The following is a 20,425-nucleotide window of genomic DNA, read 5'->3' as shown; positions in this document are numbered from 1 at the left end:
CTATTTCTCAGTGATTGTTTTTATTTGAATAAATTCAGTATTTTCGTTCTCTATTGATTGTAAACCTAATAAAAGATTTTCTAATAGAATTTGGGCAATATTTTTTTGTTCCTGATTGACAGTTGTTAACATCTCGACATAAAGGTAGCCACCTTCTACATCGTCAACTTCCACAATCGGTTCAAAACCTGCTAAGGCATCAATCCCATTGACTGTGCTAATTGCTAAGGCAGAAACTGCCGCGCAAACCACATCGCTGCCATAAGGACCTGCTTCAGCATGCCCGGTTAATTCGAATGAAACGATTCGGCCGGAGCCTGTTCGTTTAAAAGAACCTTTAATCATTGATAGGCCTTCTTTCCTGTCAACAAGAGAGATTAAGCGTTGATTGCTTCGATCATAACTTTTGTATATGGTTGACGGTGACCTTGTTTACGGTGAGAGTGTTTTTTAGGTTTGTATTGGAAAGTCACGACTTTCTTTTGTTTGCCGTGTTTTTCAACAGTTCCTTCAACAGTTGCGCCTGCAACAGTTGGCGCACCAACTTTTGTAGATTCGCCACCTACTAAGATAACTTCGTCAAAAACAACTTTCTCGCCAGCCTCAACGTTTAATTTTTCAACGTAGATTGCTTGACCTACTTCAACTTTCACTTGTTTACCACCAGTTTTGATAATTGCGTACATGCTATACAGCACCTCCTTCTTCTAGACTTAGACTCGCCATCCCAAGTGATGATTACTCATGCTTAAAAACTTGTTCTGTGCGGTTGTAGCTGTGGAGACCACAATTACAACACTAACTATAATAACAGAACCAGAAAACCTCGTCAATATAAACTCTCTATTTTCTTCACTTTCTCTCTCCAAAAAAACTTCTTCTGTTATTTAAATTTCCGATTGACTTTCTAACACTACTTCCATTATAATTAGCTTTGTTGTATTACAACTATTGTCATAGTAGCTCAGCAGGATAGAGCATCCGCCTTCTAAGCGGACGGTCGGGGGTTCGAATCCCTCCTGTGACGTAACAGACTGACAAAGACAGCGTTACCTTTAGGGGTGACGCTGTTTTTTTAGAGTTTATCCAGTTCTTTTCGATATGTCCTCGTCCATTCACGTTCTTTTTCCTCTAATTGTTGTCTATAACGATTTCCTTCTTGACGTATCAGATGATCACTTTGTTCCATTGCATGGTAAAATTGCTGTTTGTGCCATTGATCATTTTTCGTTAAATAATTGACTTTATCTACCAATTGTCCAGTTTCTCTTCTAAAGTTTACTAATTGATTACTCAGCACTTCTTGTTGGCGGTGAATTTTATTTTTTTCTTCATAATATTGTTCTTCTAAATATTGCCGTTTTCTTCGCTGTTCATCCATTTGTCGGTCACTCTCCCTTGACAGGTGTTTTTAAATTTGGTCTCTGGCTTCCTTTTAAAAATTTTTCTGCTGATTTTGCACTTTTCCCCTGCAAAGCTCCGTTTAAGGCGTTAGGTAGGGCACTATTTGTTTGTTGAAACATGGCTTCTGAAAGTTCTTTCAAACTTGCGGTTGTGTTTTGTTTGGTTGTAGTAATTCGTGTTTTTTTAGCAGTAATTACTGTCTGGATTGCTACTCGTTCACGAGCTTTTTGTTCTACTTCTAATTTTTCTTGAAATTCTCTTTCATCCATAAGAAAACCCTTTCATTTGTTATTTTTGAAATAAACTACTTCTTGCTTGTTGATCGTATGCTTGAATATTTTTAGCAACAGTTGTTAATTTTCCGCTAAAATCAGTTAATTTTTGCTTGTATTGCTTGGCTTGGTTGCTAGTATTTGTTGCTTCAGCGCTATCCCAAAGACGACTTTTTTCGTAAGGAGCAATCATTGCTTGGACTTCTGCATAGGATAGATACTGTCGGATATTCATTGCACTTTCACGAATTTCCTTTGAAACTGTCTGGACTTCATCTTCTGCTTCTTGGAGGATATTTTTCACAAGTAGTTCGTATTCTTTTCCAGCTTGCTGCGCTTGTTTTGCAACTAGTTCTGCTAATTCACTACGTAATTCAATCTTTTGACTACCTGAAGCACTGGCTAAACTTTTCTGAATACGACTCACTTTCCCTTGCCATTGGCTGGCAATTTTTGCTTCGTGAATGATTTTTTCATATTCTTTGATGATTTTCTGGCGATTTTCTTCAGATAGCAGACTTAACAAAAATTGGAGACTGTTTTTAGCTAAGGATTCACCTGAAGCATCCATGATTTTCCCTAAATATTTATCAATAAGTTTGGAAACTTTTACTCCTGCCGCAAAAATATAGCCATGTTCCTTTAGATTGGCTTCTTTGGGAGTACCATCAGGATTTAATTGATACTGACCAAAATCATGACTAGAACCGTATTTGTCCGTCAGATCAAAAGTAGTGGTGAACGTTTTCGGTAATAGATAATGCACCCGACCAATTTCATCTACCCCTTTTTTATTTCGATTCAACATGGAGACAATATCAAACGCATTCACATAATAATCGATTTTCCCTTGTTCTTCTAATTGTTGAAGATTTTCCTGAGCTTGTTGAGACATTTTATTAATGCTTTCTCGCGCATCAGGGCCTTGAAACAATACTACTTTATCAATTTTAGCAAGATCTGCTTGGGGGAGATTGGCCACCGCTTGAATAGAAATCATGGTTCCTAAAGAATGACCTGTAATCGACATAGTCGCATTTGGGGCTTTAGCACTCATCTCCATTATCTTTTGATGCATGGCTTCATTGGCTAACTTTGCTTGAGGCAAATAGGCATTAAATAACGTAAAGGAACCATTATTATTGACCCAATCATTCAAATTATTCCCTGACCAACCTTTTTTCACGTCCATTGAAACGCCGTCACTACCGCGAGTGGCAAAATATGTATGTTGCGTTTTTGGACTCAAGGTCGGCGTATCTGTTACATAATAAGAATTATAGCCAGCTTTCTCATCTGTTAATAACCCTTTTTTATAAACCTTTTCCCTACCTACCCAGTTTTTTTCTTTGATTGTTTTTACAGTGTTGTCGGGTTGGAGGTAGACAGTACTGGCGTCATTTCCGTGGGCGTCTTTGGCGTTGGGGAAATGGAATTTGACAGATCTTCCTTCCTCAAGCCTTATTCTCTGTTTCTTTGTAAGAAAATCATTGCTAAAATTTATAGGTCTCTTAATATATGAAGCTTCTGATAAACTCACATACAAATTATAATAATTATCAAGATTTTTCATGGATAGCTTCTCCTTGTTTCCAATTTACTAAAAATAGTCCTTTTATTTCATCCAGTTTTTTTACATCTACGTCAATCACTAGAGAATAGGTATCTGTTTCTAAATCATCTTTACTTTTTATTTCAACACGTAATGATAGATTTTCTTTTGTAAATACGCTACTAGATGACTTTTCTGTAGTATCCCAAAGATAATTTATATTCTTAATATTTGATGATTTCGATTTTACATACTTTGTCATTTCTTCTTCATGCTCCTTCAAAAAAGCAATTTGTTTTTCTTTTTCTGTTGGTTCGTTCATTTTTTTCACTCCAATCGTGCCGATTATGGCTACTGATATTACTGCGATTAAGATACCAAATTTTATTTGCTTTCTGTTTTTCACTTTTTCACCTCCTTAATATGTATGGGGAAGAATTACTATGTGATTTTTTTTGATTAACTTTTCCTATGTTAATAACCCTTTTTTATAAACCGTTTCCCTACCTACCCAGTTTTTTTCTTTGATTGTTTTTACAGTGTTGTCGTGTTGGAGGTAGACAGTACTGGCGTCATTTCCGTGGGTGTCTTTGGCGTTGGGAAAACGGAATGTAGTATGCTTTTTGGTTTCTATTTCTTTTTTCTTTTCAGGTGTTAATCGGTCATGAGGAAAAGAGTATTTTTGAGGTCTTACATTATAAGCTCCTTGAGCTAAATCGGCATAGATATTAAAATATTCCTTTAAATTAGCCATTGTTGTCACTCCTTACTTAATTATTTAGTATCTTTCAAAATTTAATATTTTTGTCGGCTTCTTTAATGAGTCAACATCAATTAACAGTTCAAAGATTTCTGTATCATTATACAAACCAGTAATATCAATCGTATAAACTTCATAAGGAATTCCACCTGCATCTCGTTGATACGTACTGTAGTTTTCATAGTCAAAACTCACTTTTTTTACTTCAGGTTGTACTTTTTTATTTTCTGAAGTAATATAGAATTTCTGAGATTTAATGTACTCCGTCATTTCTTCTTCATGCTCTTTCAAAAAAGCAATTTGTCTTTCTTTTTCTGTTGGTTCGTTCATTTTTTTCACTCCAATCATTCCAATTATGGCTACTGATATTACTGCGATTAAGATACCAAATTTTATTTGCTTTCTATTTTTCACTTTTTCACCTCCTTATTATGTATAGAAAAGAGTTTCTATATGCTTTTTCCGATTTGAATTGTTTTTACAGTATTATCAGGTTGGAGATAGACCGTGCTAGCATCATTTCCATAGGCGTCTTTGGCGTTGGGGAAATGGAATGTAGCATGTTCATTTATCTTAAGATCTTCTTTTTGAACTTGTGTCAATTTAGCAAACATCAACCCTTCTTTTCGACCGATGTATGCTCCTTGATCTAAATCAGCATAAATATTAGTATACTTTTCTAAATTTGCCGTTAAATTTCATCTCCTTAACTATGCAATATTTTTTATCTCAGTCGGATTTTTTACATTATCTGGAAGCACATATATTTCAAACCCATCTAATTTTTTACCAGTACCATCAAAAATAGATACTTCAACAGCTATAGTTTTTGGGCTAAAAGCCATACTTTGAACTTCAATCACTGATTGCCAATTATACGTAACTTCTTTAACATCATATTTTTTTAAAAGTACATGTTCACTGTCATACTTTACATACTCCGTCATCTCTTCTTCATGCTTTTTTAAAAAAGCAATTTGTCTTTCTTTTTCTGTTGGTTCGTTCATTTTTTTCACTCCAATCGTGCCGATTATGGCTATTGCTATTATTGTTGCGATTAAGATACCAAATTTTATCCGCTTTTTGTTTTTCATTCATTTAGTCTCCCTTTGTATCTACATACAAGAATTAATCTTTCGCTTTCTCCTTTTATTCCATTGATTTATCAAGATTTTTACAGCCTGTTTTTCTTTGTTTACAGTTTATCAAAAATCAATCTGGCATTTTCTCAATTTTTTTAACGTTAGAGTAATTATTAGAGAATATTGCTGTATTTCTATGACACACTAACTTTCTATCTCCAATTTTTTACTGTCTTGTTGATCACCACAGGATCATTGGTATTTTACTTCTATTGTAAAATAAAAAAAGTGGTACTCATCTCTGAGCACCACTCCTTACTACACTTCTTTTTCTAAAATTTCTGTTCGCTCTTCAAAATTTAGTTCTTGGTTAATTTGATGTACCATCCACATGTAACCAAATGGATCAACAAATAACGAATTTTGAATAGCTCCTTCCATCATTTCTGTAACTGGTTGCATCTCAATGCACTTATTTGCTAAGGCTTTTTTATGAGTTTGCACAATATCTGCTACCGTGATATTGAACCAAATTGTATTGGGATGTTCTGAATCTGGTGCTTTTAAACCAAATTCTTCATTAGCATCTAACATATGGAACCGAGTATCATATAAGTTAAACACTACTTCATTCCTTCCAACAGGATACTTTGTCGCTTCAACTACATGAACCTCAAAGATTTCTTTATATAAAGCTAGTGCCTTTAAACTATCACTAACAATAAAATCAATTTCTGTGCCTGTAATCATTGATTGTTCCTCCTTAAAATTTTTTGCAGCAGAAAACTACTTTTTATTTCTGTTTTCCGCAAACCCTTCAGAATTTCTTAATACTGGCTATTTTCCACTTCGTTATTCTTTTTTAGAAGTTCTTCGATTCATTTGTTTCAACACTTATTTTTCTGGCACTGGATATTTCAACGCATTTTTCTTCAACTTTTCTTCGATAATTTCGTCCAAATCAAACCCTAAATTATCAGCCATCATGTAGGAGTAAATGAGAACATCAGCCAATTCTTCTTTGATTCGTTCTTCTTGTTTGATGCCTTCTTCTGCTGTTTTCCATTGAAAAAGTTCTAACAATTCTGCCGCTTCTAAACAAATTGAGAGCGCCAAATCTTTTTCATTATGGTGGGGGCGCCAATTTCTTTCATCACGAAATTGATTAATTTTTGCCATTGTATCCATTTGTTCCCCTGCTTTCTTATTCATTTGATGGCAACTGAAACCCATCGAACGTTTCACCATCATAGTATTTTAATAACTGTTCTGTAGACAATAATGAGGAGGTTATTTCTTCCTCTTCAACAACTGCTTGATTCTCTTCTCTATACAACAAATAAGCCTGTAAAAGCTGTTGGTAAAGTTTTTTTCGTGAAGAGGCTTCCGCTGAAAGAAACGTTAATTCTTTTAAGTGTCCGCGATAGACAGGCAAATCATCAACGAATTCGATTGGTAATTCTACTACAGTTAACTGAAATTCTTCAAAGACTTCTTCGTACATCTGCCATTCCCTCTTTCTGTCGATATTGTTTTGGGGTCATGCCCATTTCTTCTTTAAAACGTTTATAAAAAAAGGCTTTGTCTTGATAGCCGATTCGTTCAACAATCGTTTGAATCGATAAATCTGTTTGCTTCAAGTAGTTTTTCGCCAATTGGATTCGGTAGGCTAAGACAATTTCCGTAAACGTTTTGTTTGTTTTTTCTTTTAAAAAATTCGATAAGTAATTCGGATGAAAATGAAATTTAGCGGCGACTTCTGCTAAAGTGACATGCGCAATCTGTTGCTCAATATACGCTAAAATCACCTCGACACGTTGATGATTCGACAAATAATTATCTTGCATCTTTAAAGCTTCTCTAGGCAGTTGACCTAGTTCCACCACCAGCAAAACAAAGGCCGCTTTGGTCACTTTATTATTAAAATAGGCCATTTTCACAATTTGTTTCAGTAATAATAGCGAATAGACGTGGACATCCGAATTTGGCTGGCTGGCAAAAACGAAATATCGAGGAATGTTTTCAAATTCACTGCTAGCAATTTCTGTAAAAAAACGATACATGACTGGTTCTTCCGCCAGCTGATTTAAGAGCGTATCAAGAAAATAGTGCTTTTTAAAATAAAATATAATCATAGACATTCCTTGCCCCTGATAGCTAACCGAGGTGGCCTCATTGACAATCATGACTTGGCCAGCCGAAAACGAACACCTTTGTTGATCCAAATAAGCATAGCCGTCTTGCTCTAAACAATAGAGCATCCGAATAAATCCTTTCGGAACGTCAATGGTTTCCGAAGATGCCAGCATAAAGCCCGCAATTTCTCGATGTGGATTTTCCTTAAATTGCGCTACTTCATTCTCAAGAGCATTGGTAGTGGTTAAATAACAATCTAAGGTCTCTAAAAACTGATAAAATGCTGCATATTGCTCTTCTTTGCTTGCCAATTAATCACCTCATAATCCAACACTTTTTACTTTACTCCCTCTATTTTTTTCTTTGGCGTTTCCTTCTATACTAGATACATGGTAACACGAAAAAAGAGATTCAACAGTTTTTAGGAGGAATTTTTTATGAAAATTAGTTTTATCGGTGCTGGAAATATGGCATCCGCTATTGCCAAAGGTGCGCTAAAAAAGCAATTTATTGCCGCAGAAAACCTTTATTTTTATGATATTCAAGTCGAAAAAAACGCCGCTTTTGCACAAGAAATTGGTGCACACGCGGTTTCTTCACCACAAGAAGCCATTGCAGTAGCTGACTTAGTTATTTTAGCGGTGAAACCGCAATTCGTTCAAGCAGCTTTACTTGAAGTAAAAGAAGCAATTTTAGACAAGCAACCGTTAATTGTTTCCATTGCAGCAGGTACGACTATTGCAGAATTGTATCAACTGTTTGAGACTACCCAACCGCTTCGTCTCGTTCGTGTGATGCCCAATATGAATGCGTTGATTGGCGCGGGTGCAGCAGCTGTCTGTGGTAACGCTTTTGCATCCCCTGAAGACATCCAGACTGTTTTATCGTTGTTTCGAGCAGTTGGCCAAGCCTGGGAATTAGAGGAACAGTATTTTTCGATTTTTACTGCTATTGCAGGTAGCACTCCTGCGTATGCTTTCTTATTTATTGATTCGATTGCCCGAGCAGCCGTTAAAAATGGTATGAACAAAGAGTTGGCCTTAGAAATTGCCACACAAGCTGTACTAGGCAGCGCTCAAACTTTGGCAAATAGCACAGAGAATCCTTGGACTTTAATCGACCAAGTCAGTTCTCCTGGTGGAACCACGGTTGCTGGGATTGTCGAATTAGAAAACAATGCGTTTATTTCAACAGTCATCAAAGGGATTGAGGCCACCATCCTTCGGGATCAAGAATTAGCCAAACAAGACTGATAAGAATAATTACATGAGCGAATAAATAAGAAAAAGCGCTGAAAATTCAGCGCTTTTTCTTATTTTAGTTGAATGAGTAAGCCAAAATGATCACTGACTATCGGTGTTTTCCTACCATCAAAAATTACTTCATATTTTCGTACGTGCCACTGTTTTGGAACAAATGCGTAGTCAATCCGCAAGGCTGCTTCATTTTCTTCCCAGCCATCTATTTTTTTCTCTACTGTCGCTTCACCGCTTGTCTCTTCCGCTACAACAAATGCATCTTGAATCGGCAAGTAACTATTTTCCACTAATTGATAGCCAGTTGTACCAGCTGGGTTGTTTAAATCGCCTAAAATGACTAACGGTTGTTGCCCCATCGCTAAGTATTTCTCTAATTGTAGCCATTCATAGGCAAAACCTGTACAGGGTGTTTCCCACCAAGAAAAGTGACCAGAGACAACAGTAAGCGTACCTTTTGAACTCTCTGTCTCCGCTACTAAGATTTTTCTTGTTCGATAATTCGTTGGTTCTTGGCTTTCTGAAATAAGGAGAGCTTCACTAGTCAACGGACATTTCGAAAGTAGTGCGTTCCCTTCTTCATAAATAGCATAACCAATGTGGCTCATTTCCCAACTCCAATAATAGTGTTGGCCTTTTTCAGCTAGATATTGAACGATTAGATATGCAAAATTATCTTCATGGATTGGCGTTTGGGTCGCTATGGGACAAAAAGTAGTTAACTGTTCTAACGGCACTTTCTTGGAAGCGACTTTCTGATTCACTTCTTGTAAGGCAATTATTTCACTTTCAGAAGATAAAATCACCTTGGCAATCTCCTCTAATTTTTTTAATGGTTCTTCTTCTAACCAGCTATGAGTATTGATTGTTAAAAGATTCATCTTTTCCCCTTCTCTTACATGTTATTAGGTCTGTGAGTGGGACAAAAATCACTTTGGATTTTTGCTTCACGCGCAAAACCTGATAAACGGCGGGAACAGAACCAACTCCTTCGGAAATAAGCCGAAATTATCCAAAAATTAAAAAGCAATTTCCGGAAATTCCTTCTTATTTCTCGGAGTTAAACGGTTCTGTCCCGACCTCATACCTAATCATTTAAATTTCAATCTGTCCAATCACAGTTCCCGCAGTGGTGGTTCCTAGTTGATGAATAACTACTTGTTCCACTTTGTCGCTGTTTGTAAAGGCGACAATAATCGTTGTTTCTTTGCCAGCTTGTTCAATCACATCCAAGTTCATTTTAGCTAGTTTCGTCCCAGCTTTCAATGATTGTCCTTCTTTAACAAAAGATTCAAAAGCAGGTGTTACCATTTCAACTGTATCAATCCCCATATGGACAAGTACTTCGATGCCTTCTTCTGTTTGTAGCCCAATCGCATGTTTGCTTGGGAAAACACTTAGGACTTTCCCCGAAATTGGTGCCACCACCTCTCCTTCTAGAGGCTTAACTGCAAATCCATCCCCCATCATTTTTTGTGAAAAGACAGGATCATTGACTTGCGCCATTGGAATAACTTCCCCTGTCGCTACAGCCACGAAATCTTTTTTCTTACCTAAGAAATTCGTTGTTGGCACTCCTGCTGTACTTTCTGCTATAACTGGTTCTGGAATGTCAACGCCGGAAGCTAATAAATCTTCAATATCGGATTTTAAAACATCGGCTTTTGGTCCATAAACGGCTTGAACGCCATTATCTTTCACAATCAAGCCCATTGCGCCTGCCCGTTTCCACGCCTCTTCCGAACCGACTTTTTCTCGATCCTTTACACTGACACGTAAGCGTGTCATACACGCATCAACTTCTTTGATATTTTGTTTACCACCAAGTAAGTAGACAATTTGCGCGATTTGCTGATCGACGACACCTGAACCAGCCGCGCCAGATGCGATTTCTTCGCCGTTATCATTGTCATAGTTTCCATTTCTTCCAGGTGTTGCGTAATTAAATTTTTTAATTAAGAAATTCGCTAAGAAATAAGTGACAACACCAAAAATGATGACCATTAAAACAAAATTGATTAAATCGCCACCTAAACCAGCTTTTATTGCTAGCGGTGTTCTTGTTAACAATTCAATATTTCCAAACGAATGCACACGCAATGGTAAAATATCAGCCATTGCAAAAGCAGCACCTTGGATTACGGCATAAATCACATAAAGCGGCACTGCAGCAAACATAAACATGAATTCTAGCGGCTCTGTCACACCAGTTAAGAAAACAGCTAAAGCAGCAGAAAAATACATTGATTTATATTTAGCTTTTTTATCTGCATCGACATTACGATACATCGCCAAAGCCATCCCCATTAAAATCCCTGAAGAACCAATCATTTGGCCTACTTTGAATCGAGCTGGTGTCCAATTTTCTAAGACAAACTGATACTTGCTCATATCACCAGCGCCTTTAAGATTCACTAAGTCTGTTGCCCAAGCCAACCATAAAGGATCTTGACCAAAGACTTGGGTTCCAGCTTGTGCGCCAGATAAAATTTCATACGTTCCACCTAATTGTGTATAGTTGATTGGAATCGTCAACATATGATGTAACCCAAAAGGTAATAACAAACGTTCCAACGTTCCATATAAGAATGGCGCTAAAATAGGTGCACTATCTTGAGATTGCGCAATCCATAACCCAAAATTATTAATTCCCGCTTGAATATTTGGCCAAATAAGTGCTAATGCAATTGAGACAATTGTAGACCACAAAATAACGACAAATGGGACAAACCGTTTACCATTAAAAAATGATAGCGCATCTGGTAATTTCCGATAATTGTAATACTTGTTGTAAGCCATCGCACCGACAAAACCAGCAATAATCCCTACAAAGACACCCATATTTAATGCCGGGGCTTCTAAGACACTTGTAAAGAATCCCTTCACCATAATCTTGGTCCCAAACAAGGTATGCGTGAAAGCTTGTTCATCAGCCAACATTTCATTTGTTACACCAAAAATGGCTCCAGTAATACGGTTGATTAAAACAAAAGAAATCCCCGCTGCAAATGCTCCACCTGCACGATCTTTGGCCCAACTGCCACCTATTGCTAACGCAAATAGTAAATGTAAGTTGCCAATAATTGCCCAACCGATACTCTCTAGAACTCCGCCTGTTGTTACTAACAAGCCTAAATTAGGATCGATTAAAGGAAGCGATTTCCCAATACTAATCATTAAACCCGCTGCGGGCATTACTGCCACAACGACCATTAAAGCTTTCCCGAATTTTTGCCAAAACTCAAAACTAAACATTTTTTTCATTCCTGCCACTCCTTACGCAATCGGTTTCGTTATGTTGCCATTATATACTCCTGTTTCCTTTTTGTAAATGCTTTAATTTCAAAAATATTGTGGAAAACAACTCCCTACTACTTAATCCTTTTTTATTTTGTCTTTTAATAAAGCAAATAAAGCTCCTTCTATCCTACCTTTGTTTCAGCTTTTATTCATAAGATTACACTTTTTAAGCATTGACTATTGACTAATGCAATCGGTTGCGTTTATGATAGACCTATCAATAAAATCACTGAGGGGGATTCTCATGAAACAAATCAAACGTTTATTCCAAATTGATCCTTGGAAAATCCGTACTACACACTTAGATAAAGAAAATTTACGTTTACAAGAATCATTAACGAGCATTGGCAATGGCTATATGGGGATGCGGGGAAATTTTGAAGAACACTATTCTGGCGACCACCATCAAGGAACCTATTTAGCAGGTGTTTGGTATCCAGACAAAACACGTGTTGGTTGGTGGAAAAATGGTTATCCTGAATATTTCGGCAAAGTGATTAACGCAATTAATTTCATCGCAATGGACTTACAAATTGATGGACAAACAATTGATTTAGCCACTACACCTTACGAAGATTTTTCTTTAGAATTAGACATGCAAAACGGGGTTCTTTCTCGGCAATTCACCATCCAAACACCGAAGAACAAAGTGCGCTTCTCTTTTGAACGTTTTTTAAGCTTAGAAAAAAAAGAAGCAGCTTACATCCACTTAACAATTGAAATGCTGGAAGGTACAGGCACAATCACTCTTCACTCAAAATTGGATGGCGATGTTCAAAATGAAGACAGCAATTATGAAGAACATTTTTGGGAAGAAAGAGCTATTGAAACACAAGAAACACTTGGCTTTGTTACAACTAAGACCATTCCTAACAACTTTGAAATAGAGCGTTTTACAGTGACTGCAGGCATGCGCCATTTCATCGATGGAGCCTCTGTTGTGCCTACATATACACAACAGCCCTTGGCTTTAACCGCAGAATTGACGGTGTCTTTAAACGAAGGCGAAACGACCGCTATCACAAAAGAAGTGCTTGTCGTTACCAGTCGTGATGTGCCAGAAACGCAACAAATCACACGAGTAAACGAATTATTTTCAGAAATGACCACCTTGTACCCTGAAGCAAAAGCTGGGCAAGCTGCCGCTTGGGCAAAACGTTGGCAATTAGCTGATGTTGTTATTGAAGGAGATGATGAAGCCCAACAAGGCATTCGTTTTAATCTTTTCCAACTTTTCTCAACCTACTATGGCGAAGACGATCGTTTAAATATCGGACCAAAAGGCTTTACTGGCGAAAAATATGGTGGTGCCACATATTGGGATACTGAAGCATATGCTGTCCCACTTTACTTGGCGTTGGCTAAGCCCGAAGTTACTAAAAATCTACTGAAATATCGCCACAATCAATTGCCTCAAGCCATTCATAATGCCCAACAACAAGGGTTAAAGGGTGCCCTTTACCCAATGGTTACTTTTACTGGTGTCGAATGTCATAATGAGTGGGAAATCACTTTTGAAGAGATTCACAGAAATGGTGCGATTGCTTATGCGATTTATAATTATGTCAACTATACAGGAGATGAAGATTATCTAAAAGATGCTGGTCTAGAAGTACTTGTAGCAATCGCTCGTTTTTGGGCAGATCGGGTCCACTTCTCCCAACGTCATAAACAATATATGATTCATGGCGTAACGGGGCCAAATGAATATGAAAATAATATCAATAATAACTGGTATACCAATACCATCGCTGCGTGGGTTCTACGTTACACCCGTGAGTCTTATTTAAAATTCCAAGAAGAAACAACGCTCAAAATTGCAGACGACGAATTAGCTAAATGGGCAGACATTGTAGAAAATATGTACTTCCCAGTGGATAATGAATTAGGCATTTTTGTACAACATGACACTTTCTTAGATAAAGATTTAATGCCTGTTTCTGATTTACCACTTAGTGAGCTGCCTTTAAATCAACATTGGTCATGGGATAAAATTTTGCGGTCTTGTTTCATTAAACAAGCCGATGTTCTTCAAGGAATTTATTTCTTCAATGACGCCTTTTCTTTAGAAGAAAAACGCCGGAACTTTAACTTTTACGAACCAATGACTGTCCATGAATCTTCTCTTTCACCAAGCATTCATGCTGTGTTAGCTGCTGAATTAGGCATGGAAGAAAAAGCAGTGGAAATGTATCAACGAACAGCGCGCCTTGACTTAGATAATTACAATAATGATACAGAAGATGGCTTACACATTACCTCAATGACTGGTAGTTGGCTAGCGATTGTTCAAGGTTTTGCCCAAATGAAAACGGACCATCAACAACTAAAATTTGCACCCTTTTTACCAGCGACATGGACAGCCTACTCATTCCACATTAATTATCGGAATCGTTTACTATTTGTTGAAGTTGCAGCAGACAAAGTGGCCTTCACTTTACTCGACGGCCCTGCAATTCCATTAACTGTTTACGATCAAAAATACACGTTAAAAGATCGATTAGTTTTACCGATTAGAAAGGAAGAAGTTCATGTTTAAAGGCGTTTTGTTTGATTTAGATGGCGTTATTACTGATACAGCAGAATTTCATTACCACGCTTGGAAAAAATTAGGGAACGAAATTGGAATTTCCATTGACCGTGTTTTCAACGAACAATTGAAAGGTGTAAGCCGTGAAGATTCTCTGCAGTTACTGTTAAAATACGGAAAAAAAGAAGGCACGTTTTCTTCTGAAGAATTTGCCCAGTTAGCGCAACGGAAAAACGATTATTACTTGGAAATGATCCAAGCGATTACGCCTGAAGATGTCTACCCAGGAATTCTTTCTTTATTAACGGAATTACGTGAAGCCAATATTAAAATCGCCTTGGCTTCTGCAAGTAAAAATGGGCCTTTCCTTTTAGAAAAAATGCAATTGACGCCCCTTTTTGATGCCATTGCTAATCCAGCAGACGTTCAGGCAGGCAAACCCGCTCCAGATATTTTCATTTTAGCTGCGAAAGAAATTGATTTGACACCAGCAGAATGTCTTGGCATTGAAGATGCCAAAGCTGGGATTCAAGCGATTCTTGCTAGTGGAGCGCAACCTGTTGGCGTTGGCCGCAAAGAAGAGTTAGGCGAAGGGTTGCCCATCGTGCCAGAGACGAGCGCTTTAACGTTTGATTACTTAAAAAAAGTGTGGCTTGATCATGAAGGATAATCGTATCACCGTAACCGATATTCCAAACACAAACTTAAAGAAAATTACTTTGAAGAACGACTTTTTAGAAGTCGTTCTTCTCAATTATGGCGCGCGCCTCCATCAACTTTTGATGCCAAACAAAAATAATCATTGGGAAAATATCCTTTTATCGTATGATTCGTATCAAGATGTATTAAAGGATCAAAGCTTTTTTGGCGCCACTGTTGGACCAGTTGCTGGACGCATTCGTAATGGCCATTGGCAAAATGGAATATTAGAACAAAATAGCGACGATCATCATATCCATGGTGGCTCAAAGGGGTGGTCTTTTCAATATTGGACAGTCGAACCCTTTGAAAAAAAGGATATCATTGGCGTTGCTTTTCATTTAACCGACACCATTTCTGGCTATCCTGGACCAATTGAGGCCACCATCACCTACCAGCTAGAGGATAATCATTTACGAATGATCAGTACTGGACGGAGTAAACAGGAAACACTTTTTAATCCTACGAACCACGCCTACTTTAATTTATCTGGCGATGGAAAGTTAGACATTCTGTCACATTTGCTATCTTTGAACTGTCAAGGTATGTTAGAATTAGACGATAATAAGCTGCCTACTGGACGGATTTTACCAGCTTCTGAACTATCCATACGTTTTAATGAACTGACACCTATCGAAACAATCCTCCAACGCTATCCAACTGGGTTAGATGATGTTTTCTCCTTAGTTGGCTCTGACTTAAGACAGCCACAATTTTGCTTACAAGAACCTACTTCTGGAAGAAAAATGACGATAGCAACAACGAACCAAAGTATGGTATTATTTTCTACGACTGGTTTTGAGGCTCCTTTTTCTATTAATGGACAAGCTATGCATTCAAACTATGGCTTAGCAATTGAACCACAAGAGTATCCAGACATTGTTCATCATCCTCAGTGGGGCTCTATTTTATTACCAGCTAATAAAAAGCAAACCTACCAAACGGTTTATCAATTTAACCTTCTATAATCACTAAGAAAGGCGTGGCAAAAATGGCAATTACAGTAAAAGATGTCGCTAAGAAAGCGGGGGTTGCAACCTCAACCGTTTCGCGTGTCATTAACGATCATCCAAGTATTTCTGAATCGACAAAAAAGAAAGTGCGAAAAGTCATGGATGACTTAGGCTATGTGCCAAATATGACGGCACGGAATTTGGGTAAACGAATTTCAAGTGCCATTGGCGTAATTTTACCTCCTTTAGATTCGAAAGAACGGTTAGGGAATCCATTTTATTTAGAAATTATGGAAGCCATCAACGAGGAAGCCCGTCTTTATGATATGACTACTGCTATTGCAACTGCCAAAAGTTTTGATGTACTATTGGAAAACGTTAAAAGAATGCATCTTCAAAAACAAGTGGACGGTTTTATTCTTGTGTATTCAGATAGTAAGGACCCCGTCATTGATTACTTATACGAAAACAACATTCCCTTTACTTTAATCGGTCAACCTTACCAACATGAAACGGAAATAGTTTACGTGGATAATGATAATCAATTATTAGGGAAACAAGCGACGGAATTTTTAATTGAAAACGGCCATAAAAATATTTTATTTGTGACCAATACAACGCATGAAAGTTTGTACTTTGAACGTTACTTTGGTTATCAAAAAGCAATGATGATGCAAGGATTAACTGTTTTACCAAGCGTTGCGTTAGAAAAACCTGAAGATTACATGGCTTTTGATGACATTCTTCATCAAAATAATGCCACGGCGTTGGTGGTGATTGATGATATCTTTGCTTTGCGGACGATGCAACTTGCGCAAATCTATGGTTATCAAGTTCCTGAAACGTTATCCATTATTAGTTTTAACAACTCAATCTTTTCAACATTGACACATCCTTATCTAACAAGCATTGACATCGACACGTCAGAATTAGGTCGAATGGCGATGAAAAAATTATATGAATTAATCCACGAAGAATTGACAAATGGTGTCCGTCTCGTTATTCCTCACAAATTAATTAAGCGTGAAACAGTTATTCCTATTCATTAAAAAAGAAACGTAAGCAGTGTTAAACTGCTTACGCTTCTTTCTATGTGTACGCTCTTATTCGTATGTATTACTTTTATAAAATAACTTTTTGCGAAATTTTTTTCCAAAACGTTTCTTCTTTTGCATCAAATTGAGCTGGTTCCCCGTCAGACAATTTTTCATTTAATAATGATAATTTTTCTTGATGTTTTGCATACTCATCTTTTTTTATTAGCTCTAAACGATACGCACGATCCAAGATCGACTCTCGATAGTTAACATTCATTTTCGTTGCCTTCGCCATTTCTTACATTCCTTCCCAAAATAAATTTTCATTTTTTCGTTAAATTCTTCTATAATTATAACAAAAATATCAGAAAAATAAATATGAAACAAACGATAATTGCGAAAATTTTGTTTTTTCATGCAATTATCGTTCGATTATTTAAGAAATTAAAATTATTAACCAATAATTAATCAATCAGCAAACGCATTAAATGAACATCTAAAAATTCACCTTGGTCTGTTTTGGCGCCCCGAGGCATAATTGCCTCTGTTTCAAACCCTAATTTTTTATAGACATGAATCGCTCGTTGATTACGATCCTGTACCGTTAATTCCAAGCGACGAATAACATGACTTTCATGCGCCCAGCGAATAAGTTCTTCCATCAGGATACTGCCCAGTCCATAGCCCCAGTACTGTTTTAAAATACTAATGCCGATTTCACCAATATGCTCCATCCGCTTTTTAGAAGAAGCAGACACAGATGCGGTCCCAATGATCGCTTCTCCCGCTAATGCCACCAATAAAACATTATTTGGCGATTCATAGAGTGTTGCTAGATTTTCAGCCAATTCTGTTGTCGACATGGCCATTCCTCGCTCATCCATTACCAAATAGGGCGTTTCACTCCCAATTTTTGACATCACAGATAGTAATTGATCCGCATCAGTAGGCACTGCTTCTCGAATAGAAAATGTTTGTTCAGACATATTCGCGAGCCTCCCACGTTTTCAGAATCTCTGCTATTCTTTCTTCTGCCAATGGACCAGTTCCGCGGAATTCAAGAACTCTCTTGTCAGCTTCTTGAGAATCTTTATTTAAAATAATTTCTAAATAATCTTCTGGCAATTCTTCTTCAATCAAGCTGCCCCATTCTACAACGGATAGCCCATCTCCTTCAAAATACTCATCTAACCCTAATTCATCCGCACCCTCTTCAACACGGTAAACATCCATATGGTATAACGGAAGTCGTCCTTGTGGATATTCGCGGATAATCGTATAGGTGGGACTTTTAATCATTTGGGAAATGCCTAATCCTAAAGCAATCCCTTTCGTCATTGTCGTCTTACCGGCCCCTAAATCACCAGTCAGGACAATTACATCACCAGCTTGTGCCTTTTGTCCAATGATTTTAGCAATTGCTTCTGTTTCCAATGGATTGTTCAGGACAATATTCATTTTTTTGCCTCCCATCTGCAAGAATCTATGTATGAAAGTATACCGAAAATTCAATAAGTTGACTAGTGGCAGCTTCAAAAAAATAAAGTTGAGGCCCAAGTGTCCTGGGAACCTCAACTTCTACTTTGCTTATTTATCATGCTTTGACATAGTTAATTAGTCGTTCATTAATGTTTGAGCAGCTGTAATGATTGATAATTTATAAACATCTTCTTCGTTTGCACCACGTGATAAATCAGAAACTGGTTTGTTCAATCCTTGTAAGATTGGGCCAATTGCTTCAAAGTTACCTAAACGTTGAGCAATTTTGTAGCCAATATTTCCTGATTGTAAATCTGGGAATACAAAGACTGTTGCTTCTCCAGCAACTTTTGAGTTGGGCGCTTTTAATTGTGCAACAGAAGATACATAAGAAGCATCAAATTGTAATTCACCATCAATCGCATATTCAGGTGCTAATTCTTGCGCAATTTTTGTAGCTTCAGCAACTTTTGTTACTTCTGGTGCTTTTGCAGAACCTTTTGTTGAAAAACTTAACAATGAAACTTTTGGTTCAATGTCAAATAATTCAGCTGTTTTGGCACTATCAACAGCAATTTCAGCTAATTCTTGTGCAGTTGGGTTCACGTTAATCGCGCAGTCTGAGAATAAATATCTTTCTTGGTCACGACCACGAATCATTAAGAAGGCACCACTTGTACGGCTTACGCCTGGTTTTGTTTTAATGATTTGTAACGCAGGACGAACTGTATCACCTGTTGAGTGGATAGCACCACTAACCATACCATCAGCAATACCCATGTAAGTTAACATAGTACCGAAATAGTTGACATCTTTTAAGATTTTTTCAGCATCTTCTTTAGTAGCTTTTCCATTACGGCGTTCAACAAATGCTTCGACCATTTCATCCCATTTTTCATAATCATTTGGGTTGATAATAATAAAGTTTGATGTGTTGATTCCACGAGCCATAGCAGCATTTGAGATATCTGTTGGATCACCAATTAAGATTGGTTCTACTAATTCATCAGATTTTAAGCGGGCAGCAGCACCTAAGATTCTAGGATCTGTTGCTTCAGGGAAAACAATTTTGATATTACGGCGTACGACTTTAAATTTTAAGCTATCGAATAATTCCACGATAAACCCTCCAGTTTTATATTTACAAAATCCATCATACACTATTCTCAAAGAAAATAACAGTTTTTTCTAGCTGTATTAGTCAAAAAAACCAATAATCCGATAAAATTTTCACAAACTAACTCTTCTACACTATAACAGCATACACTGTTACACTACACTGTTTCAGGAAGTTGCCAATCAATCGGCGTTTCCCCTAAACGTTCTAGAGCGGCATTCGCTTGAGAAAACGGACGTGAGCCAAAAAAACCACGATGCGCTGACAATGGACTTGGATGTGGCGATTTGATAATCACATGCCGAGTCGTATCAATCATTTTAATTTTTTCTTGAGCTGGACGTCCCCATAAAATGAAAACAACGGGTTTTTCACGCTCATTCAACTTTTCGATAATGACATCTGTCAGTTGCTCCCACCCTTTACCTCGATGGGAATAGGCTTGACCTGCCCGAACGGTCAACACAGTATTTAATAACAACACGCCTTGTTTGGCCCAGCTTTCTAAAAAGCCATGGTTGACGGGTTGGTACCCTAAATCAGCTTGTAATTCTTTGTAAATATTCGCAAGAGATGGCGGCACTTTCACACCTGGCTGGACAGAGAAACTTAATCCGTGTGCTTGATTGGGTCCATGATATGGGTCTTGTCCCAAAATTACTACTTTTACTTCTTCAAAAGGGGTTAGTTCTAACGCTGAAAATAAATGATACATATCTGGATAAATCGTTTGTGTCTGATATTCTTTTTTCAAAAATTCCCGCAATTCTTGATAATATGGTTTTTCAAATTCAGCAGATAAAACGGTTTGCCAACTATTGTGAATAATTTCTTTCATAATGCTCACT

The 20,425-nt window shown here is 37.4% G+C and carries 26 protein-coding genes, 1 tRNA gene and 1 other annotated feature; of the genes, 6 read left to right on the top strand and 21 right to left on the bottom strand.

The window, feature by feature from the left end; translation table 11 throughout:
- Positions 1–345 (bottom strand): ribosomal-processing cysteine protease Prp, encoded by a 345-nt coding sequence (locus IGJ37_RS03655; protein WP_002355867.1) that lies wholly within the window; start codon positions 343–345, stop codon positions 1–3.
- A 32-nt stretch (positions 346–377) separates the two neighbouring features.
- On the bottom strand, positions 378–686 hold the full coding sequence (rplU, locus tag IGJ37_RS03650; RefSeq protein ID WP_002355866.1) for a 50S ribosomal protein L21: 309 nt from the start codon (positions 684–686) through the stop codon (positions 378–380).
- 19 nt (positions 687–705) lie between these two features.
- Positions 706–781 (bottom strand) — a sequence feature (ribosomal protein L21 leader region).
- Positions 782–953: 172 nt separating this feature from the next.
- Here rplU and IGJ37_RS03645 point away from each other — a divergent pair.
- Positions 954–1,027 (top strand) — tRNA-Arg (locus tag IGJ37_RS03645).
- 48 nt (positions 1,028–1,075) lie between these two features.
- On the opposite strand, the gene IGJ37_RS03640 is transcribed toward IGJ37_RS03645, so the two are convergent.
- The 12 genes from IGJ37_RS03640 to IGJ37_RS03585 form a co-directional block, all read right to left on the bottom strand.
- Positions 1,076–1,381, bottom strand: a complete 306-nt coding sequence (locus IGJ37_RS03640; RefSeq protein WP_002388873.1) for a hypothetical protein — start codon at positions 1,379–1,381, stop codon at positions 1,076–1,078.
- 7 nt (positions 1,382–1,388) lie between these two features.
- Entirely contained in the window at positions 1,389–1,673 is a 285-nt protein-coding gene (locus IGJ37_RS03635; protein WP_002388899.1) for a hypothetical protein, read from the bottom strand.
- Positions 1,674–1,692: 19 nt separating this feature from the next.
- The gene (locus tag IGJ37_RS03630; protein WP_325815050.1) at positions 1,693–3,249 is read right to left on the bottom strand and encodes a cutinase family protein; all 1,557 of its coding nucleotides are present in this window, start codon (positions 3,247–3,249) and stop codon (positions 1,693–1,695) included.
- Positions 3,236–3,634, bottom strand: a complete 399-nt coding sequence (locus tag IGJ37_RS03625) for a hypothetical protein (RefSeq protein ID WP_325815049.1) — start codon at positions 3,632–3,634, stop codon at positions 3,236–3,238. Before IGJ37_RS03625 ends, IGJ37_RS03630 begins: the two co-directional genes overlap by 14 nt.
- 63 nt (positions 3,635–3,697) lie before the next feature.
- Complete coding sequence (locus IGJ37_RS03620) at positions 3,698–3,982, bottom strand: hypothetical protein (RefSeq protein WP_325815048.1); 285 nt, start codon at positions 3,980–3,982, stop codon at positions 3,698–3,700.
- 24 nt (positions 3,983–4,006) lie between these two features.
- Positions 4,007–4,402: a hypothetical protein gene (locus IGJ37_RS03615; RefSeq protein ID WP_325815047.1), complete on the bottom strand. Its 396-nt coding sequence runs from the start codon at positions 4,400–4,402 to the stop codon at positions 4,007–4,009.
- 35 nt (positions 4,403–4,437) lie between these two features.
- Positions 4,438–4,653, bottom strand: a complete 216-nt coding sequence (locus IGJ37_RS03610) for a hypothetical protein (RefSeq protein ID WP_029679792.1) — start codon at positions 4,651–4,653, stop codon at positions 4,438–4,440.
- A 45-nt stretch (positions 4,654–4,698) separates the two neighbouring features.
- Positions 4,699–5,082 (bottom strand): hypothetical protein, encoded by a 384-nt coding sequence (locus IGJ37_RS03605; RefSeq protein WP_024797126.1) that lies wholly within the window; start codon positions 5,080–5,082, stop codon positions 4,699–4,701.
- Positions 5,083–5,388: 306 nt separating this feature from the next.
- Positions 5,389–5,820, bottom strand: coding sequence for a VOC family protein (locus IGJ37_RS03600; protein WP_002388862.1), 432 nt, complete (start codon positions 5,818–5,820; stop codon positions 5,389–5,391).
- 144 nt (positions 5,821–5,964) lie between these two features.
- Positions 5,965–6,282: a nucleotide pyrophosphohydrolase gene (locus tag IGJ37_RS03595; protein ID WP_002361393.1), complete on the bottom strand. Its 318-nt coding sequence runs from the start codon at positions 6,280–6,282 to the stop codon at positions 5,965–5,967.
- Positions 6,275–6,574, bottom strand: a complete 300-nt coding sequence (locus IGJ37_RS03590) for a hypothetical protein (RefSeq protein WP_002358867.1) — start codon at positions 6,572–6,574, stop codon at positions 6,275–6,277. The genes IGJ37_RS03595 and IGJ37_RS03590 overlap by 8 nt, the downstream gene beginning before the upstream one ends.
- Positions 6,555–7,517, bottom strand: a complete 963-nt coding sequence (locus tag IGJ37_RS03585; protein ID WP_002376144.1) for a helix-turn-helix domain-containing protein — start codon at positions 7,515–7,517, stop codon at positions 6,555–6,557. Before IGJ37_RS03585 ends, IGJ37_RS03590 begins: the two co-directional genes overlap by 20 nt.
- Before the next feature lie 126 nt (positions 7,518–7,643).
- On the opposite strand from IGJ37_RS03585, the gene proC reads away from it, so the two are divergent.
- A complete protein-coding gene (gene proC / locus IGJ37_RS03580) occupies positions 7,644–8,459 on the top strand; it encodes a pyrroline-5-carboxylate reductase (protein WP_325815045.1) in 816 nt (271 codons plus the stop codon).
- A gap of 59 nt (positions 8,460–8,518) precedes the next feature.
- Here the strand turns inward: proC and mapP are convergent, their stop codons facing one another.
- Both mapP and IGJ37_RS03570 read right to left on the bottom strand, forming a co-directional pair.
- Positions 8,519–9,343 carry a maltose 6'-phosphate phosphatase gene (gene mapP, locus IGJ37_RS03575; protein WP_002358863.1) on the bottom strand — a complete coding sequence of 275 codons (825 nt, stop codon included), beginning with the start codon at positions 9,341–9,343 and terminating at the stop codon, positions 8,519–8,521.
- Positions 9,344–9,557: 214 nt separating this feature from the next.
- Complete coding sequence (locus tag IGJ37_RS03570) at positions 9,558–11,726, bottom strand: PTS transporter subunit IIBC (RefSeq protein ID WP_325815044.1); 2,169 nt, start codon at positions 11,724–11,726, stop codon at positions 9,558–9,560.
- Positions 11,727–12,006: 280 nt separating this feature from the next.
- On the opposite strand from IGJ37_RS03570, the gene IGJ37_RS03565 reads away from it, so the two are divergent.
- From IGJ37_RS03565 to bopD, 4 genes are read left to right on the top strand one after another with little or no spacing between them, the layout of a single operon-like run.
- On the top strand, positions 12,007–14,301 hold the full coding sequence (locus IGJ37_RS03565) for a glycoside hydrolase family 65 protein (RefSeq protein ID WP_325815043.1): 2,295 nt from the start codon (positions 12,007–12,009) through the stop codon (positions 14,299–14,301).
- Positions 14,294–14,962, top strand: a complete 669-nt coding sequence (gene pgmB, locus IGJ37_RS03560) for a beta-phosphoglucomutase (RefSeq protein WP_002355844.1) — start codon at positions 14,294–14,296, stop codon at positions 14,960–14,962. The genes IGJ37_RS03565 and pgmB overlap by 8 nt, the downstream gene beginning before the upstream one ends.
- Entirely contained in the window at positions 14,952–15,959 is a 1,008-nt protein-coding gene (locus IGJ37_RS03555; RefSeq protein ID WP_010777460.1) for an aldose epimerase family protein, read from the top strand. The genes pgmB and IGJ37_RS03555 overlap by 11 nt, the downstream gene beginning before the upstream one ends.
- 23 nt (positions 15,960–15,982) lie before the next feature.
- Entirely contained in the window at positions 15,983–16,993 is a 1,011-nt protein-coding gene (bopD, locus tag IGJ37_RS03550) for a LacI family transcriptional regulator BopD (protein WP_002358859.1), read from the top strand.
- 73 nt (positions 16,994–17,066) lie between these two features.
- On the opposite strand, the gene IGJ37_RS03545 is transcribed toward bopD, so the two are convergent.
- From IGJ37_RS03545 to IGJ37_RS03525, 5 genes are all read right to left on the bottom strand, one after another.
- Entirely contained in the window at positions 17,067–17,276 is a 210-nt protein-coding gene (locus IGJ37_RS03545; protein ID WP_002355840.1) for a hypothetical protein, read from the bottom strand.
- A 169-nt stretch (positions 17,277–17,445) separates the two neighbouring features.
- Positions 17,446–17,967: a GNAT family N-acetyltransferase gene (locus IGJ37_RS03540; protein ID WP_002388894.1), complete on the bottom strand. Its 522-nt coding sequence runs from the start codon at positions 17,965–17,967 to the stop codon at positions 17,446–17,448.
- Positions 17,960–18,454 (bottom strand): tRNA (adenosine(37)-N6)-threonylcarbamoyltransferase complex ATPase subunit type 1 TsaE, encoded by a 495-nt coding sequence (gene tsaE / locus IGJ37_RS03535; protein WP_002409305.1) that lies wholly within the window; start codon positions 18,452–18,454, stop codon positions 17,960–17,962. The genes IGJ37_RS03540 and tsaE overlap by 8 nt, the downstream gene beginning before the upstream one ends.
- A gap of 141 nt (positions 18,455–18,595) precedes the next feature.
- Complete coding sequence (pta, locus tag IGJ37_RS03530; RefSeq protein ID WP_325815042.1) at positions 18,596–19,579, bottom strand: phosphate acetyltransferase; 984 nt, start codon at positions 19,577–19,579, stop codon at positions 18,596–18,598.
- A 155-nt stretch (positions 19,580–19,734) separates the two neighbouring features.
- On the bottom strand, positions 19,735–20,415 hold the full coding sequence (locus tag IGJ37_RS03525) for a uracil-DNA glycosylase (protein WP_002363309.1): 681 nt from the start codon (positions 20,413–20,415) through the stop codon (positions 19,735–19,737).
- Between the last annotated feature and the right edge of the window lie 10 nt (positions 20,416–20,425).

It is taken from the genome of Enterococcus sp. AZ104 (assembly GCF_050546705.1).
In the GTDB taxonomy this organism is placed as follows: domain Bacteria; phylum Bacillota; class Bacilli; order Lactobacillales; family Enterococcaceae; genus Enterococcus; species Enterococcus faecalis.
The sequence above is the reverse complement of the archived record's forward strand: the minus strand, read 5'-3'. Positions and strand labels throughout refer to the sequence as shown.